The 16427-nt window shown below is 64.2% G+C and carries 13 protein-coding genes; 10 read left to right on the plus strand and 3 right to left on the minus strand.

The genetic code is table 11. The annotated features are described in order from the left end of the window. The first annotated feature begins 243 nt into the window (after positions 1-243). The 5 genes from J2X19_RS05860 (at position 244) to J2X19_RS05880 (ending at position 8218) form a co-directional block, all read left to right on the plus strand. Positions 244-1941 carry a methyl-accepting chemotaxis protein gene (locus J2X19_RS05860; protein ID WP_310371468.1) on the plus strand — a complete coding sequence of 566 codons (1698 nt, stop codon included), beginning with the start codon at positions 244-246 and terminating at the stop codon, positions 1939-1941. A 64-nt stretch (positions 1942-2005) separates the two neighbouring features. Further along, complete coding sequence (locus J2X19_RS05865; RefSeq protein WP_310371470.1) at positions 2006-4102, plus strand: PAS domain-containing protein; 2097 nt, start codon at positions 2006-2008, stop codon at positions 4100-4102. Further along, a complete protein-coding gene (locus J2X19_RS05870) occupies positions 4099-5526 on the plus strand; it encodes an ATP-binding protein (protein ID WP_310371472.1) in 1428 nt (475 codons plus the stop codon). Before J2X19_RS05865 ends, J2X19_RS05870 begins: the two co-directional genes overlap by 4 nt. Continuing rightward, positions 5523-7403: a putative bifunctional diguanylate cyclase/phosphodiesterase gene (locus J2X19_RS05875; RefSeq protein ID WP_310371474.1), complete on the plus strand. Its 1881-nt coding sequence runs from the start codon at positions 5523-5525 to the stop codon at positions 7401-7403. Before J2X19_RS05870 ends, J2X19_RS05875 begins: the two co-directional genes overlap by 4 nt. 296 nt (positions 7404-7699) lie before the next feature. After that, positions 7700-8218, plus strand: a complete 519-nt coding sequence (locus J2X19_RS05880; protein ID WP_310371476.1) for an acyloxyacyl hydrolase — start codon at positions 7700-7702, stop codon at positions 8216-8218. On the opposite strand, the gene bla is transcribed toward J2X19_RS05880, so the two are convergent. Continuing rightward, entirely contained in the window at positions 8215-9099 is an 885-nt protein-coding gene (bla, locus tag J2X19_RS05885) for a class A beta-lactamase (RefSeq protein WP_405048593.1), read from the minus strand. The genes J2X19_RS05880 and bla overlap by 4 nt on opposite strands. 127 nt (positions 9100-9226) lie before the next feature. Between bla and J2X19_RS05890 the strand changes: the two genes are divergently transcribed. Genes J2X19_RS05890 through J2X19_RS05900 form a run of 3 tightly spaced genes read left to right on the plus strand, consistent with a single transcriptional unit; the run spans position 9227 to position 11236 of the window. After that, positions 9227-10087, plus strand: a complete 861-nt coding sequence (locus J2X19_RS05890; RefSeq protein ID WP_310371478.1) for a LysR family transcriptional regulator — start codon at positions 9227-9229, stop codon at positions 10085-10087. Between the two features lie 55 nt (positions 10088-10142). Beyond that, entirely contained in the window at positions 10143-10712 is a 570-nt protein-coding gene (locus J2X19_RS05895; RefSeq protein ID WP_310371480.1) for a chromate transporter, read from the plus strand. Then, entirely contained in the window at positions 10709-11236 is a 528-nt protein-coding gene (locus tag J2X19_RS05900) for a chromate transporter (protein ID WP_310371482.1), read from the plus strand. The genes J2X19_RS05895 and J2X19_RS05900 overlap by 4 nt, the downstream gene beginning before the upstream one ends. Before the next feature lie 8 nt (positions 11237-11244). Here J2X19_RS05900 and J2X19_RS05905 read toward each other — a convergent pair whose 3' ends face one another. Further along, positions 11245-12282: a LacI family DNA-binding transcriptional regulator gene (locus J2X19_RS05905; RefSeq protein ID WP_310371484.1), complete on the minus strand. Its 1038-nt coding sequence runs from the start codon at positions 12280-12282 to the stop codon at positions 11245-11247. A gap of 108 nt (positions 12283-12390) precedes the next feature. On the opposite strand from J2X19_RS05905, the gene J2X19_RS05910 reads away from it, so the two are divergent. Then, positions 12391-13542, plus strand: a complete 1152-nt coding sequence (locus J2X19_RS05910) for a phytanoyl-CoA dioxygenase family protein (protein WP_310371486.1) — start codon at positions 12391-12393, stop codon at positions 13540-13542. A gap of 148 nt (positions 13543-13690) precedes the next feature. Beyond that, complete coding sequence (locus J2X19_RS05915) at positions 13691-14410, plus strand: aldolase (RefSeq protein WP_310371488.1); 720 nt, start codon at positions 13691-13693, stop codon at positions 14408-14410. Positions 14411-14519: 109 nt separating this feature from the next. On the opposite strand, the gene J2X19_RS05920 is transcribed toward J2X19_RS05915, so the two are convergent. Next, positions 14520-16256, minus strand: a complete 1737-nt coding sequence (locus J2X19_RS05920; protein WP_310371490.1) for a methyl-accepting chemotaxis protein — start codon at positions 16254-16256, stop codon at positions 14520-14522. Positions 16257-16427: the final 171 nt, after the last annotated feature.

Here is a 16427-nt window from a genome sequence, read left to right on the forward strand (position 1 = left end):
GTTTAGGGTACTAGTTGCAGTTTTCGTCTAAATTAAATCATTAATATCTTTTTTAGCATATGTGGCCTAGGATCGCCCTATTCGGTACTACCGACCAGGAAAGCCCATGCGGTAAATGCCAGGATCCCCCATACATCCACCCCACCTAACTGCGCCCTCGCTGCGGCCGACATTCTGGGTTTTGAGCATCTGACCGAAGCGTGTTTTGCGAACCGGTCGGCATCCATTGAAAGAGTACCCAGCATGCAAAATTTGAAAATCTCCACGCGCCTGGTATTGCTGATAGGCATACTTTGCACACTGTTGGCCGCGATCGGCGGGCTAGGTTTGTTTGGCATAGCGCAGTCCAATGCGGCCTTGAAGTCGGTGTACGAGGACCGCACCGTCCCGGCTGCCCAGCTAGGTGATATCCGGGCCATGCAGCTGGGCAATCGCTTGGCTGTAGAGATCGCGTTGACAACACCGACCGCCGAGGTGATTGCGCAGAACACCGCCCTGGTGGAGCGCAACATAGCTTCCGTTGCCAAACTGTGGGATGCCTACATGGCCACCCAATTGACGGTGGAAGAAAGCCGATTGGCCCGGGAATTCACCGTCGCTCGCAAAACCTTTGTACAAGATGGATTGCTACCGACCCTGGCTGCTCTGCGGGCGAACAACCTGCCGGAGGTGCAGCGGCTGAGCGCTGAAAAGCTACGTCCACTGGCCGCTCCATTGGAGCGGGGATTGGATGCCTTGATCCAGCTGCAGGTGGATGAGGCCAAAAAGGAGTTCTCGGCGGGCACGGCGCACTATGAGACGATCCAGTGGATATCCATAGCCTCGATTGCGGGGGGCTTGCTGTTCGCCTGCTGGTTTGGTTTTGTGATGACCCGTTCCATCGCCAGCCAGCTGGGTGCCGAGCCGGCAGAGGCGGCCAACCTGGTGCGCAGCGTCGCCAATGGCGACCTCAGCCTGCAGATTGCATTGCAAACAGGCGATTCCACCAGTCTGATGGCCCAGCTCAAGCTGATGCAGACCAGCCTGGCCCAGGTCGTGTCGAATGTTCGCCAGGGGTCCGAAGGCGTGGCCACCGCCAGCGCCGAAATTGCCCAGGGCAATAACGACCTGTCCAGCCGCACCGAGCAACAGGCCAGCGCCCTGGAGCAAACTGCCGCCTCCATGGAAGAGCTCTCCAGCACCGTCAAGCAAAACGCCGACAGTGCCCGCCACGCCAACCAACTGGCGGTCAATGCATCGACCATCGCGGTGCAGGGTGGGGTGGTGGTGAACCAGGTGGTAGACACCATGAAAGGCATCAACGACAGCTCGAAGAAGATTGCCGACATCATCAGCGTCATCGACAGCATTGCCTTTCAGACCAATATCCTGGCCTTGAATGCTGCCGTCGAAGCAGCCCGCGCGGGCGAACAAGGCCGCGGCTTTGCGGTGGTTGCCAGCGAGGTGCGCAATCTGGCGCAACGCAGCGCTGCCGCCGCCAAAGAGATCAAAACCCTGATTGGCAACAGCGTAAGCCAGGTGGAAATGGGCACGGCGCTGGTGGCGAAGGCCGGCTCCACCATCACCGAGGTGGTTACCGCTATCCGCCAAGTGACGGACATCATGGGTGAAGTCAGCGCGGCCAGCCACGAGCAAAGCCAGGGCGTCGCCCAGGTCGGCGAAGCAATTACCCAGATGGACCAGGTGACGCAGCAGAACGCCGCACTGGTCGAGGAAAGCGCGGCTGCGGCCAATAGCCTGCAAACCCAGGCGGAACAACTGCTGCACACCGTGGCGGCTTTCAAGCTCAATGCCCACGACCCGCAAGAAAAAGCAGCTGCAGTCCATGGCGGCAGCATCCAACGCATAGCGCAGCGCAGCCCTGCACGCGCGAAGAATATTGTCCGTCCGGCATTTGGAACATTGCCATCCAAGTTGCTGTTGCAGCAGGTTCCGGTTTGAACCGGCTAGGATGTAGGACTTGTTTCTCAGTGGACCTCGTTACCAGATGAGCCCCGACAAAGAAATGCATCAGAACCAAACCCTGCTGGGTATGGCCGGGCGTATCGCGCAGTTGGGCGGCTGGACCGTCGACCTGCCGGACAAGCACCTGGTCTGGTCGGACGAGATGTGCGCCATCCACGATCTGCCGCCTGGCGCGACTCCCGAGTTGGAACAGGTGTTCGGTTTTTATGCGCCACAGTCGCAAGCGGCCGCACGCCAGGTTTTCGAGGCCTGCGCGCAGCATGGCACGCCCTTTGACCTGGAGCTGGAGGTGTTTACCGCCCAGGGACGGCACATATGGGTGCGTGGCATCGGAGAGGCGCAGCGGGATGCGGCGGGCAAGATTACCCGGGTGCAAGGGGCTTGCCAGGACATTACGCCACGCAAGCAGACCGAGGAAAAGCTGATCTACGAGCGGGATTTGCTGTGGATGCTGCTGGACAGCTCTCCAGACCATATTTACTTCAAAGACACCGAATCCCGCTTCATCAAATGCAGTACCGCGCAGGCCCGCCAGTTTGGCGTGGAGTCTTCGGATGCCTTGGTGGGCAAGACGGATTTCGACATCTTCTCTGAAGAGCATGCGCGCCCCGCGTTCGAGGATGAGCAAGAAATCATCCGCACCGGGCAGCCCATGGTCAACAAGGTGGAACGCGAAACCTGGCAAGACGGCCGGCCGGATTCCTGGGCGTTGACCACCAAGATGCCGCTGCGTAGCAAAGACGGCACGATCATCGGCACCTTTGGCATCACCAAGGACATTTCCGGCATCAAGCAAACCGAAAATGAACTGGCCTACCAGCGCGATCTGCTGGCGACGTTGATGGACAACCTGCCCGATTCCATCTTCTTCAAGGACCTGCAATCGCGTCTGGTGCAGCTCAGCCGGTCGGAGGCGGAGAGCCTTTTCCACGTTTCGCTCAGCCGCCACCGCGCGGCCTTTCCCGGTGCTGCTTTGCCGCCGCATCTGCAGAGCGTGGAGGCGTTCAGGGAATATGCGATCGGCAAGTCGGATGCCGATTTCTATGGGGCGGAAGAGGCCGCCGAGTTTGCCAAAAGCGAGCAGGAAGTGCTGCGCACCGGCCAGCCGATGATTGAAAAAAGTGAAATCGTCGGGATGCATCCAGATGGGTACGCCGATTGGCATTTGTCGACCAAATGCCCTTGGCGCGACCGCGACGGACGCATCATCGGCACCTTTGGTACGTCCAAGAACATCTCCAAATTGAAGCAGGCGGAGAAGACGATTGAAGAGGTGCACAAGAAACTGGTCGACGCCTCGCGCCTGGCGGGCATGGCCGAGATCGCCACCAATGTGCTGCACAACGTAGGCAATATTCTGAACAGCGTCAATGTGTCTGTGGGCATGCTCAGCGCGCAGTTGCGGGCCTCCAAGCTCAAAGGCCTGGCGCGTGCGGTGGGCTTGATGGACGAACATGCCGACGATCTGGGCGAGTTTCTGGTGCACGACGCACGGGGCAAGTTGCTGCCCCTGTACTTGCGCGAACTGGCGCAGACTTTGGAGTCGGAGCAGAGGACCATGGCCGAGGAGTTGGGCCAGCTCGCCAAGAGCGTGGACCACATCAAGGAAGTCGTTGCCACCCAGCAGTCCCATGCGGGCGCACCGCGGATAGTCGAATCCGTGCGTTGGAACGAACTGGTGGAAGACGCGCTGCGCATGAATGTCAGCGCGCTGGAGCGCCACAAGGTGCAGATCGTCAAAGAGTTTGACGATCTGCCCATGCTGCTGCTGGACCGCCATCGCCTGCTGCAGATTCTGGTGAATCTGATCGGCAACTCCAAACAAGCCCTGGGTGGCCAGGACCTGGCCCAACCGACCATCACGCTGGGGGCCCGCCTGGTGGTTAGCGAGCACGGGCAGTTGCTGCGCATTACCGTGGCTGACAACGGCGAAGGCATTGCGCCCGAGAACCTGACGCGCATCTTCGCGCATGGTTTTACGACCCGCACAACCGGACACGGCTTTGGTCTGCACAGCTGTGTGCTGGCGGCGCAGGAAATGGGCGGCAGCCTGGCCGCATACAGTCCCGGAACCGGGCAGGGTGCCATCTTCACACTCGATATTCCAGTAACCACCCCAGAGGGAGACACGCTATGAATCTCCCGCCGAATCGGCGCATCTTGCTGATTGACGACATGCAGGCCATCCACGAGGACTTCCGCAAGGTGCTGGCGCCCCCGGTGGCAGAGTCGGACGAACTCAGCGCGGTCGAGCTGGCTTTGTTTGGCGACGCAGCCCAGCCCACTGCCGAGGTCTTCTCGCTCGAATCGGCCTACCAGGGCCAGGAAGGCCTGGCCAAGGTACAGGCCTCGCTGCAAGCGCAGCGCCCCTACGCGATGGCCTTTGTCGACATGCGCATGCCGCCGGGCTGGGATGGTGTGCAGACCATAGAGCAGCTGTGGAAGGCCGACCCGCGGCTGCAGGTCGTGATCTGCACCGCCTATGCCGACACCTCGTGGACCGAGGTGCTGTCCCGGCTGGACGTGCGCGACCGGCTGCTGATTCTGAAGAAGCCTTTCGATGCCATCGAGGTGTTCCAGCTCGCATCTTCATTGACCGCCAAATGGCAGATGGCGCAGGACGCCGCGGAGCAACTCACACGGCTGGAGGAGGCGGTGCGCGAACGCACCGGCGAACTGAGCGCGGCCAACGATGCCTTGCAGCTGGAAGTCGGGGAGCGCAAGCATCTGCAAGGCCAGCTGGTGCAGTCGGAAAAGCTGGCCTCCATCGGGCAGCTGGCAGCCGGTGTGGCGCACGAGATTAACAACCCGATTGGCTACATCTTTTCGAATTTCGGCACGCTGGAGGGCTACCTGGCGCAGCTATTCCAGATGCTGGATGCTTACGAGGCTGCCGAGGGCAGCGCGGCACAGCCCGAGGTGACCACCCGGCTGCGCAAGCTGCGCGCAGAGATCGAACTGGACTTCTTGAAAGAGGACATTCCTGTGCTGATGCGCGAATCGCAACAGGGCATTGTGCGGGTGCGTCAGATCGTGCAGGACCTGAAAGATTTCTCGCGCGTGGATTCGACGCAGGAATGGGAATGGGCCAATCTGCACCAGGGCATTGACTCGACCCTGAACATCGTGGCCAGCGAGGTCAAGTACAAGGCCGAGGTGGTCAAGGAGTACGGCGAGATCCCCGACATCGAATGCCTGGCCTCGCAGATCAACCAGGTGGTGATGAACCTGGTGGTCAACGCTGCGCATGCCATGGGCGACGAGCGCGGCCGCATCACGGTACGCACCGGCACCGCGGGTGAAGAGGTCTGGCTGGAGGTGGCTGACAACGGCGCAGGCATTCCCCCCGATACGCTCAAGCGCATCTTCGAGCCCTTCTTCACCACCAAGCCGGTGGGCAAGGGCACCGGCCTTGGACTGTCCTTGTCCTATGGCATCGTGCAAAAACACCAGGGCCGCATCGACGTGGAGAGCACCCTGGGCCAAGGCACCGCGTTTCGCGTCACGCTGCCGATACGCCGGCCGCTGCAGCAAGACGCCGTACTGGCAACCGGCATATGACCCGCACTCCCAATCGGCGTATTTTGCTGGTCGACGATATGCCCTCGATCCACGGGGACTTTCGCAAGATATTCCGCACCCAGATGCAGCAGCACGCCCAGCTGGGGGCGATGGAGGCGGCCCTGTTTGGCAAAGAAAAGCCTGCAGCCCTGGAGGTGAGCTTCGAACTCGACTCCGCCTACCAGGGGCAGGAAGCCTGGGCCATGGTGCAGACCTCGGTGGCCGTGGGGCGCCCGTACGCCATGGCCTTTGTCGACATGCGCATGCCGCCCGGCTGGAACGGCATGCAAACCATAGAGCACCTGTGGCAGGCCGATGCGCGGCTGCAGGTGGTGATCTGTACCGCCTATTCCGATACGCCCTGGGACGATTTGCTGGCCCGGCTGGATGTGCGCGACCGGCTGTTGATTTTGAAGAAGCCGTTCGAGGCCATCGAGGTCTACCAGCTTGCATCGTCACTCACTGCCAAATGGCAGATGGCCGAGGATATGGCGGCCCAGCTGGCCCGGCTGGAGGTGGTGGTGCACAACCGCACACACGAGCTGCATGCGGCCCATGACAGCCTGCAGTACCAGGCCACCCACGACACTTTGACCGGGCTGCCCAACCGGTCCTTGCTGGAGGACCGGTTGCGCCAGGCCATGGCCTATGCCGACCGGTCGGCGCGCCAGGTGACGGTGGCGATGATCGACCTGGACAACTTCAAGCTGATCAACGACACCCTCGGCCACCAGGCCGGCGATGAACTGCTGAAAACCATGGCGGACCGGATGGCGGCCTGTGTGCGCAGCGTGGACACGGTGGTGCGCCAGGGGGGAGACGAGTTTGTCGTGGTTTTGTTCGACCAGCCTGTGCAGGGCGAGAGCGGGTTGCCTACGCTGCACCGGTTGCGCGACGCTATGGCGCAGCCGGTGGTGCTGGGCCGCCACACGCTGCAGATCACCGCCAGCATGGGCTTGGCGACCTATCCCGCAGACGGGTCGGATGTTGAGACGCTGCTGATGAATGCCGATGCCGCGATGTACCGCGCCAAGGAGCTGGGGCGCAACAACTACCAGTTCTACGCCGCCGAAATGAACCACAAGGCGCAGAACAAGCTGGCCATGTTCGAGGGCTTGCACAATGCCATCACGCACGGTGCGTTCGAGTTGGCTTACCAGCCCAAGGTGGCGCTGCAGACCGGGCAGATCATCGGGGTGGAGGCGCTGATCCGTTGGCAGCACCCGGAGCAGGGCTTGGTTGCCCCCGACCAATTTATCCCGCTGGCCGAAGAAAGCGGGCTGATCGTTCCCATTGGCGAATGGGTGCTGCGCACTGCTTGCATGCAGAACAAGGCCTGGCAGGACGCGGGCATGGGCGCCATCGGCATATCGGTCAATGTGTCGGCCCGGCAGTTCCGCGAAGAAGACCTGCTCAAGCGTGTGGCCCAGGCACTCGAAGACAGCGGGATGCAGGCCGAGTACCTGGAGCTGGAGCTGACCGAGAGCCTGATCATGCAAGACCTGGAGAAGGCCCTGGAAACCATGCGCGCGCTGCAGGCCATGGGCGTACAGCTCTCCATCGACGACTTTGGCACCGGTTACTCCAGCCTGAGCGCGCTGAAGAGCTTCCCCATCGTCCGGCTGAAGATCGACCGGGCCTTTGTGCGCGACATACCGCACGACGAAGACGATAAGGCGATTGCCCGGGCGATCATCTCGCTGGGCCATGAACTTGGTCTCAAGGTGATTGCCGAAGGGGTGGAAACCGTGCAGCAACTCGACTTTCTGCGCGCCAACCAGTGCGACGAGATGCAGGGCTATTACTTCAGCAGGCCGGTGCCGGCCAGCGGGATCGAAGCCCTGCTGCGGGCCCACAGCAGCCCCGAATGGATTTGAGAGACATCTTGATTTGCTATTATTAATATAGCTGCTGGCGCAGGTGCCTATTGCGCCAGAGGCATAAAGGCTTGTAGCTGGCGGTGCCGTCCTTTCGCGGGTCAGCAAACTCCTACACGCACACGGCATAGCCGCCGCTGCCGCGCCATGGCGTGGACGTGAAAAATTTCCCCGTGCCAGCGCCTGGACCCGGTTTTCGGTTTCTTGGCGTGCTGGCGTGCAGGAGGTGGAGCAACATGGGCCACACAGCAAAACCGTCGGCTGGCGCAGCCGCAAAGCTTGCATTGGCGGGGATCTTGGGCATCGTAGGCTGGAGCCCGGCCAGCGCTGCAGACCGTACGGGGCCATCGGTGTACCTGGAAGCCGGGCAAACGCTGGAAGACGGGCGCGACACCACCACCTCCACCATCGGCCTGCGCCTGCCGATGCAGCGCACGTTCTGGGATGGGCGGGTCACCGGCAACTGGGATCTGTATCTGAGCGAATGGCGCACCCGGGGCCTGGCGGGGCAGCGCCGCCACTACACCCAGATCGGCGTGGTGCCGATGTTCCGCTACCGCTTCGATGCCGGGCAGTCGCCGTGGTTTGTCGAGGGTGGCATCGGCGTGTCGCATATGAACGAGCCCTACCAGACAGCATCCAAGCGCTTCAGCACGCAGTGGAACTTCAGCGACCACCTGGGCCTGGGGCGCAACTTCGGCAGCGCGCGCCAGCACGAGCTGGGGCTGTACATCAAGCATGTGTCCAACGCCGGCCTGCGCCGCCCCAACCCGGGCGAGACCTTTGTGCAGCTGCGCTACGGCTACAACTTCTAGACCAGAGCTTGCAGCGCGATGCGGGTGGCCGCGGCCACCACGTCGTTGCGCATGGGGGCGCCCTTGTCTGGCTGGGTGAAGTAAATCGCCAGCACCACGGGCGTGCCCGCCGGGCTCCACACCACGCCGATGTCGTTGGTGGTGCCATAGCTGCCGGCACCGGTTTTGTCGGCCACCCGCCAGTCCGCGGGCACGCCGGCACGGATGCGGGTGGCGCCGGTGGTGTTGCCCAGCATCCAGTCTTTCAGCTGCGTGCGCTGGGGCAGGGCCAGTGCATCGCCGAGCAGCAGGGCTTGCAGACTGTGCGCCATGCCTGCGGGCGTGCAGGTATCGCGCGGGTCGCCGGGGATGGCGCTGTTCAGATCGGTCTCCCAGCGGTCGAGGCGGAAGCTGCTGTCGCCGATGGCGTGCGCAAATGCCGTCACCGCCGGCGGGCCGCCGAGTAGGCGCATCAGCAGGTTCGACGCGCTGTTGTCGCTGTACTGCAGTGCGGCCGCGCAGAGCTCGGCCACGGTCTGGCCGCTGGCTACGTGCTTCTCGGTGATGGGCGAGTAGCTGACCAGGTCGGATGCGGCGTAGCGGATGCGCTGCTGCAGCAAGCCTGTGTCTTGTACGCTGCGCGCCAGGATGGCCGACGCCAGCACCAGCTTGAAAGTGCTGCAGGCGGGGAAGCGCTCGCCGGCGCGGTGCAGCAGGCGGGCGCTGCCAGCGCCGAAAGCCGCGACGCCCAGGTGGCCAGCGGCCGCGGTTTCCAGGGCTTGCAACTGCTGGCTGGCCGATGGCGCTGCGGCCGCCACGGGCAGGAACGGGCTGGCTGCGGCGGCCAGCAGCAGGGAGCGGCGGTGCGCATTCACAGGCAGGGCAGGGGTGGAGGACGGCATCCGTTTTTCTTTCTTGGGAGTGGAAGGAGCCCGGACGATAGAGGCGCAGCAGCCATCCCGCAATCGACAATAATTGCAGGCTGACCCCAGAAAATCTGGGCCATCGGCACCGTTGGCCCTCTCATCCATGCACCTCCCCTTGAACGCACTGCGCGCCTTCGAAGTCTCGGCCCGGCACCTGAGCTTTACCCGCGCAGCGTCCGAGCTCAACGTCACGCAGACGGCCATCAGCCAGCAGGTGCGCAATCTGGAAGACCGGATGGGCGTGGCGCTGTTCCGCCGGCTGCCGCGCGGCCTGGCGCTGACCGACGAAGGCCAGGCCCTGCTGCCCACGCTGAGCGATGCCTTCGACCGGATGGCCCAGGTGCTGGCCCAGGTGGGCGATGCGCGGCCGCGCGAGGTGCTGACGGTGGGCGTGGTGGGCACTTTCGCGGTCGGCTGGCTGATGCCACGGCTGCGTGACTTCCAGCAAGCCCATGGCTTCGTCGACCTGCGGCTGCTGACCAATAACAACCGGGTCGACATTGCCGGCGAGGGCCTGGACTACGCGATCCGTTTTGGCGACGGTGCCTGGCATGGCACCAAGGCCGAGCTGCTGCTGGCCGGCCCGCTGTCGCCGCTGTGTGCGCCGGCGCTGGCGTCCCGGCTGCGCCGGCCCGAAGACCTGGCCGGCCAGGTGCTGCTGCGCTCCTACCGAACCGATGAATGGGAGGCCTGGTTCGCGCAGGCCGGCCTGCGCTGCCCGGTGATACGCGGCGTGGTGTTCGATTCCTCGCTGACCCTGGCCGAAGCCGCGGCCCAAGGCGCGGGCGTGGCCTTGCTGCCGGCCTGCATGTTTGGCCGCGAACTGCAGCAGGGCCGGCTGGTACGGCCGTTCGAGCAGGAGATCGAGCGCGGCGCCTACTGGCTGGCGCGACTCAGCTCCAAGCAGCCGACACCGGCGATGCAGGTTTTCCGCGATTGGCTGGTCCGCACCGCGGCGCTGTGAACTTCGGGCGTTGCCACTGCTCCTACTTTTTCTATCCCTTAGCACCCATTTGCCCATGCCACCCCATACCAGCGAAGCGCCGCGGCTGCGCAGCCTGTTCTCTGCATTTGCCAAGATCGGCCTGACCAGCTTTGGCGGCGGCCTCAGCGGCTGGATGCTGCGCGAATTCGTGCAGCGCCGCGCCTGGCTGACCGAGCAGGAGTTTCTCAGCGGCCTGGCGCTGGCCCAGGCCTTTCCGGGGGTGAATGTGGTGAACATGGCGATCTGGATCGGCTACCAGCTGCGCGGCGGGCGCGGTGCGCTGGTGGCGGCGCTGGGCATCGTGGTGCCGGCCATGCTGGTGGCCATGGTGGTGGCGGCCTTGTTCTCCACGTTGGCCGACGGGCCGCAGGTGCACTGGCTGCTGGCCGGGGTGGCGGCCGCGGCCGTGGGCCTGTCGCTGCAGACCGGCTTACGGGCCGCGCGCAATGCGGCACGCGGCGTGGTGCGCAGCCTGATCCTGGCCGCCACCTTTGCGGCCATTTTTTTCTGGCGCCTGCCGCTGCTGTGGGTGGTGGGTACCATGGCGCCGCTGTCGATTGGCCTGGCCTGGTGGCGTATCCGCAATGAGGGAGCCCAGCCATGAATCTGCGCTTGATGGGCGACCTGCTGGCGGTATTTGTGCCGCTGTCTTTTCTGACCGTGGGCGGCGGCCAGAGCATCGTGGCCGACATCCACCGCCAGGCTGTGGGCGTGCATGGCTGGATGAGCGACGCGCAGTTTTTGGACCTGTTTGCCCTGTCGCGCATCACGCCCGGGCCGGGCTCGCTGCTGGTAACCCTGGTGGGCTGGCAGGTGGCCGGCCTGGGCGGTGCGCTGGCGGCATCGGCGGCGATCTTCTTGCCCAGCTCGGTGCTGGTGTTTGGCCTGGCCCATGTGTGGTCGCGCTACCGCACGCGCGCCCTGGTGCGGGCCATCGAGGCCGGTTTGGCACCGGTGGCCGCGGGCATGATCCTGGCCGCGTCCTGCACCGTGCTGCGGGCGGCCGAGGGTGGGGTCTGGGCCTGGTCGGTGGCGGCCCTGTCCACGTTGGCGCTGATGTGGACGCGCATCAACCCCTTGCTGCTATTGGCTCTGGGCGGGCTGCTGTTCCTGCTGATCCCGCACTGAGCGTGCGGCTACAGGCTGTGTTGGGGCAGGTTGAACGGCGTGACCACCTGCACCGACGAGGTCGGCAATGGCAGGCCGGCCGGCGCCGCACCATGGGCTGCCATCACCTGGAAGCAGGCCTGCCGCATATCCTGTTGCAGGTCGTGGTGCAGCACCGCCTGCAGGCGGCCGGCGCGCAGCAGCGGCAGGTTGTCGGCATCCAGGTCGTGGGCGATGAACACCCGGCAGGGCCGCTGCAGCTGCGCAAAGGCCTCCAGGATGGCGGCATTGGCCCCACCGATTGAGTACACCGCCTGCACCTCGGGGCAGAGCCGCAGCCGCTGGCGTACCAGGCCCACGGTGGCCTCGTGCAGGCCCAGGCCTTCGCTGACCTCGTGCACGGCGATGTGCGGATAGCGGTCGCGGATGGCCTGGCGAAAGCCGATCTCGCGCTCCTCCTCGCCGCGGAAATGGTTGCTGCTAATCGAGATCAGCACCCCTGCCGGCGCCTGCGTTGCCGGGCCCAGCCACTGCGCCACCAGGTAGGCTGCGGTGTGGCCGGCGGCCCGGTTGTCCATGCCCACATAGGCGCGCCGGGCCGAGCCGGGCACATCGGTCACCAGGGTCACCACCGGGATGCCCTGGCGCTGCAGCCGGGCCACGGCTTGTACCACCTCGGGCACGTCCGGGGCCTTCAGCAGCACACCGTGGCTGCCCTGCTGGGCGATCTTGTCGAGCATGGCCACCAGCTGCGCCACCGGCAGGTCTTCCGCCAGGTGGTAGCGGGCGCGGAAGATCGCCGGGTGCAGGCCGGGCATGGCCTGCTCCAGCGCGCCACGCACCAGCTTGGAGAAGCGCTCGGGGGTCTGCATGACGACGTCGACCAGGAACTTGCGGCCCACCAGGCCGACCTGGCTTTTCTGCCGCTCCAGCTCTTGCAGCGCCTGTTCGACCCGGCGTACTGTGTGCTGGCGCACGCCGCCGCGCTGGTTCAGCACGCGGTCCACGGTGGCCAGGCTGGTGCCGGCCTGGGAGGCAATGTCTTTCAAAAGATGGGGATGGGCCATGCGCAGATTGTGATGGATTTTTGAGGTGTTTTTGAGGGGTTTTAGTCCCTACACAGAAGGTAGGTCTGCCTACACTTTGCCCATCTTTTCAGCCGCAGAACCCTTCACATGCCCTCACACGATTTTCCCCATTGGCTGGACCCGCAAGCCTGCGCGGTGGCCGAGCTGGATGCCCTGGTGCGCACGCCCACGCAGCCCGCTGATTACCCGCTGGCCCCCACCATCACCCAGGGCGTACCGGTGTACGACGGCGCGCAGATCCGCCATGCCAGCCCGGCCTTGCAGCGCGACCTGATGGCCGAATGGTGCCGCGTCTGGCAGGGCGGCCCCGGCGTGCTGGTGCTGCAGGCCGCGTTTGCCGACCTGGCGGTGGTGGACGCGGCCACGGCAGAATTCCATAAGCTGATCGCCGCCGAGCGCCTGACCGGCACCCGGGCCGACCATTTCGCCAAGCCCGGTGCCAACGACCGGGTCTGGAACGCGCTGGAAAAGCTCTGCCTGGCAGCGCCCCCGGTGTTTGCCGCCTACTACGGCAACCCGCTGCTGGCCTGGGTCTGCGAGGCCTGGCTGGGCCCGGCCTACCAGGTGACATCGCAGATCAACAGCGTCAACCCGGGTGGCGCCGCACAGATGGCGCACCGCGACTACCACCTGGGTTTTCTCAGCCCCGCCCAGGCTGCGCGCTACCCCGCCCATGTGCACCAGCTGTCGCCGGCCCTGACCCTGCAGGGCGCGGTCGCGCATGTGGACATGCCGGTGGAAAGCGGCCCCACGCTGTATCTGCCGCATTCGCAGAAGTACCCTGCCGGCTATCTGGTGGCGGGCCAGCCGGCGTTCCAGGCCTACTTCGATGCCCACCATGTGCAGCTGCCTTTGCGCAAGGGCGATGCGGTGTTCTTCAACCCGGCGCTGATGCACGCAGCCGGCCACAACCGCTCGTTGGATATCTACCGCATGGCCAATCTGCTGCAGGTCTCCAGCGCCTTTGGCCGGGCCATGGAGTCGGTGGACCGGCTGCGCATGTGCGAAGCCCTGTACCCCGCGCTGCCCGGTATGGAACCTGCGGCGCAGGCCAGCGCGGTAGCGGCCTGCGCCGAGGGCTATGCGTTTCCCACCAACCTGGACCGCGACCCGCCGCTGGGCGGCCTGGCGCCCGAGAGCCAGCAAGGCCTGCTGCTGCGCGCGCTGCAGGAGGGCTGGCCAGCCGACCAGCTGCACCAGGCCTTGCGGCAGCAGGCCGAGAAGAAGTGGACCCACTAACGCCGTTTCCACGCCGACGTGGCATGCTATGGATTCCGTAGCTGCTGGCGCAGGTAGCAGTTGCGCCAGTGGCCTGAAAAGCTTGAAACTCCGGTTCGTATGACAATCTGCGGCAACCCCCATCTTGAACCACGAAAGATTGCTGTTTATGCATGCAGATGATTACGCATCCGATACCGTCAGCCGCTTGCGCGCCGACCTGGCCCTGGCCCTGCGCGCGGCCGCCCACCATGGCCTGGGCGAGGGCGTGTGCAACCATTTCAGCCAAGAGCTGCCCGACCACTCGGGTCGCTTCTTGCTGAACCCGCGCGGCCTGCTGTGGAGCGAGATCCAGGCCGACGACATCGTGATGATCGACACCCAGGGCAACAAGCTGGCGGGTCGGCACGAGGTCGAGTCCACCGCCATGCACATCCATGCCGCGGTGCACCGCATCTGCGCCAAGGCCTGCGTGCTGCACACCCACATGCCGTATGCCACGGCGCTGACCCTGACCAGCGACCGGGTGCTGGACACCCGCTTGTCGCAGAACGCCATGCGCTACCACGGCCGGGTGGCGGTGGACGCGCAGTACAACGGACTGGCGCTGGACCACCATGAGGGCGAGCGCATCGCCCAGGCCATGGGCACGGCGGAGATCGCGTTCCTGGGCAACCACGGCATCCTGGTTTGCGGCGACCGCATGGACTACGCCTACGACGACCTCTACTACCTGGAGCGCGCCTGCATGGCCCAGGTGCTGGCCCAGTCCACCGGCCGGCCGCTGGCCCCCACAGATGCGGCGCTGGCCGAGCGCGTGGCCCAGCAGATGGCCAGCGAGCGCCTGCAGTCCGAGCTGTTCTTCGAAGCCCTGCGGCGGAACATCTGATTCTGGGTTGCTATATATTAAATAGCTGCTGGCGCTTATAAATAAAGCGCTGCAGCCAAAAATAGGTTTGTATCCAGGGCCCTCGGCTAGGCTGTGACGCCGGACTGGATCAGAAGGATTCCCAATCGCCCTGGCTGGTTTTGTCCTGTGTCAGCTTGGGCGGTTCAGCGGCTTTGGTGGGGGCCGGGCGGCGGGGTGTAGGCGCCAGCCGAGGTGGGGTGGCCGCGTGGGGTACGGGCCGCGCGGCGGCGGGTTGGGGCGCAGGCATTTTCTTGGGCGTTGCGGCCACAGGCGTGATTCCGTAGGCCAGCTTGAACACGGCAACCGTGTCCACCAGTTGCTCGGCCTGCACCTTCAGGCTGTCGGCGGCGGCGGCCGATTCCTCCACCAGCGCCGCGTTCTGTTGCGTGGCCTGGTCCATCTGCGTGACGGCTTCGCCCACCTGGCTCACGCCCGTGGACTGTTCGGAACTGGCAGCGCTGATCTCGCCCATGATGTCGGTCACGCGGCGGATGGAGTTGACCACTTCCTGCATGGTGACACCCGCCTGGTCGACCAGGACTGTGCCCTGATCTACCCGGTCCACACTGGCGGAGATCAGGTTCTTGATCTCCTTGGCGGCTTCGGCGCTGCGCTGCGCCAGGCTGCGCACTTCGCTGGCCACCACGGCAAAGCCCCGGCCTTGTTCGCCGGCCCGGGCGGCTTCCACCGCCGCGTTCAAGGCCAGGATATTGGTCTGGAAGGCGATACCGTCGATCACGCTGATGATATCGGCGATTTTCTTGCTGCTGTCGTTGATGCCCTTCATGGTTTCGACCACCTGGCCGACCACATCGCCACCGCGTATGGCCACGGTGGACGCGCTCTGCGCCAGCTGGTTGGCCTGGCGGGCGTTGTCGGCGTTTTGCTTGACAGTGCTGGACAACTCTTCCATCGACGCTGCAGTTTCTTCCAGAGCGCTGGCCTGCTGCTCGGTACGGGCCGACAAGTCGTTATTGCCTTGCGAAATCTGTGCGCTGGCCGTGGCGACGCCTTCTGCGTTCTGGCGCACATTGCCCACGACTTGGGCCAGGCTGGTCTGCATGGCCTTGAGGGCCAGCAGCAGCTGGGCGGTTTCGTTCTTGCCTTCGGCGTTGAACTGCAGGCTCAGGTCGCCCGCGGCGACGGCGCGCGACACGTCGACCGCCAGATTCAAGGGCCGGGTGATTGAGCGCACCAGCAGCCAGCCAAGCGCGCACAGGAGCGCGATGGCGGCAAGGCCCAGGCCTATCAGCAGCGCCAGCGCGGAGTTGTAAGCCGCATGCGCATTGGTTTGCGCCACCTGCCCATTGCTGATCATCACCTGTACAAATTCGTCTGCAGCGTTGGTGGCTGTGGCTTGCAGCGGGGCTACCGTGCTCAGCAGCAACTGGGTTGCTTCTGCGTTGTTGTTGGCGGTGGCGAGCTTGACTGCCTGGTCCACAGGGTCCTTCATCGCGGCTATTGCAACCTGCATTTTGGTGAGGGCGGTTTTGCCCTGTGGGCTGGTGATGGTGTCTTGCAGTGTGCTGTTTAGTTTGGTGTAGTTGGCCCGCGTCTCGGCTAGCTGATCGGCCAGTTTTTTAATCTCGGCCGCATCTTCTAGCAACACCATATTGCGTACCAGAATCGCCCGCACGCGGATGTTGTCTTTGATCTCCTTGCCCGCAATGATCTTGGGCATGCGGTCGTTGGTTGCCGTGTCCAGCATGTTCTTGATCGCGCCCATATTCGATGCCCCGACCCAGACCATGCCGGCCATGAGTGACGCAGACAGGGCAATACCCAGGCCCAGACGGGTGCCAATTTTTAAGTCGTTGAAACGCATAGCTCTTTCTTGGGAAGTGAGTAGATAAGGTTTTCTCTGCATTTATTTTGCCGTAACTTCTTGTTACTTCAGGTCTGGAGCGGTCTGTATTTTCTAGGTGCTGGTTTGCCCATGCGCTACTTTTTACATAGCGAATCCTGGCAGGCAAAGGGCATCAAGCCGGTAGCAGAT

This window comes from Rhodoferax ferrireducens (assembly GCF_031458075.1).
GTDB classification, from domain to species: Bacteria; Pseudomonadota; Gammaproteobacteria; order Burkholderiales; family Burkholderiaceae_C; genus Rhodoferax_B; species Rhodoferax_B ferrireducens_A.

Bases quoted from the DNA above. Each gene is read 5' to 3' on its own strand.
- J2X19_RS05895 (WP_310371480.1), top strand. From the start codon at position 10,143: ATGCCACCCCATACCAGCGAAGCGCCGCGGCTGCGCAGCCTGTTCTCT.
- J2X19_RS05910 (WP_310371486.1), top strand. From the start codon at position 12,391: ATGCCCTCACACGATTTTCCCCATTGGCTGGACCCGCAAGCCTGCGCG.
- J2X19_RS05905 (WP_310371484.1), bottom strand. From the start codon at position 12,282: ATGGCCCATCCCCATCTTTTGAAAGACATTGCCTCCCAGGCCGGCACC.
- J2X19_RS05920 (WP_310371490.1), bottom strand. From the start codon at position 16,256: ATGCGTTTCAACGACTTAAAAATTGGCACCCGTCTGGGCCTGGGTATT.
- J2X19_RS05860 (WP_310371468.1), top strand. From the start codon at position 244: ATGCAAAATTTGAAAATCTCCACGCGCCTGGTATTGCTGATAGGCATA.
- bla (WP_405048593.1), bottom strand. From the start codon at position 9,099: ATGCCGTCCTCCACCCCTGCCCTGCCTGTGAATGCGCACCGCCGCTCC.
- J2X19_RS05890 (WP_310371478.1), top strand. From the start codon at position 9,227: ATGCACCTCCCCTTGAACGCACTGCGCGCCTTCGAAGTCTCGGCCCGG.
- J2X19_RS05865 (WP_310371470.1), top strand. From the start codon at position 2,006: ATGCATCAGAACCAAACCCTGCTGGGTATGGCCGGGCGTATCGCGCAG.
- J2X19_RS05875 (WP_310371474.1), top strand. From the start codon at position 5,523: ATGACCCGCACTCCCAATCGGCGTATTTTGCTGGTCGACGATATGCCC.
- J2X19_RS05915 (WP_310371488.1), top strand. From the start codon at position 13,691: ATGCATGCAGATGATTACGCATCCGATACCGTCAGCCGCTTGCGCGCC.
- J2X19_RS05870 (WP_310371472.1), top strand. From the start codon at position 4,099: ATGAATCTCCCGCCGAATCGGCGCATCTTGCTGATTGACGACATGCAG.
- J2X19_RS05900 (WP_310371482.1), top strand. From the start codon at position 10,709: ATGAATCTGCGCTTGATGGGCGACCTGCTGGCGGTATTTGTGCCGCTG.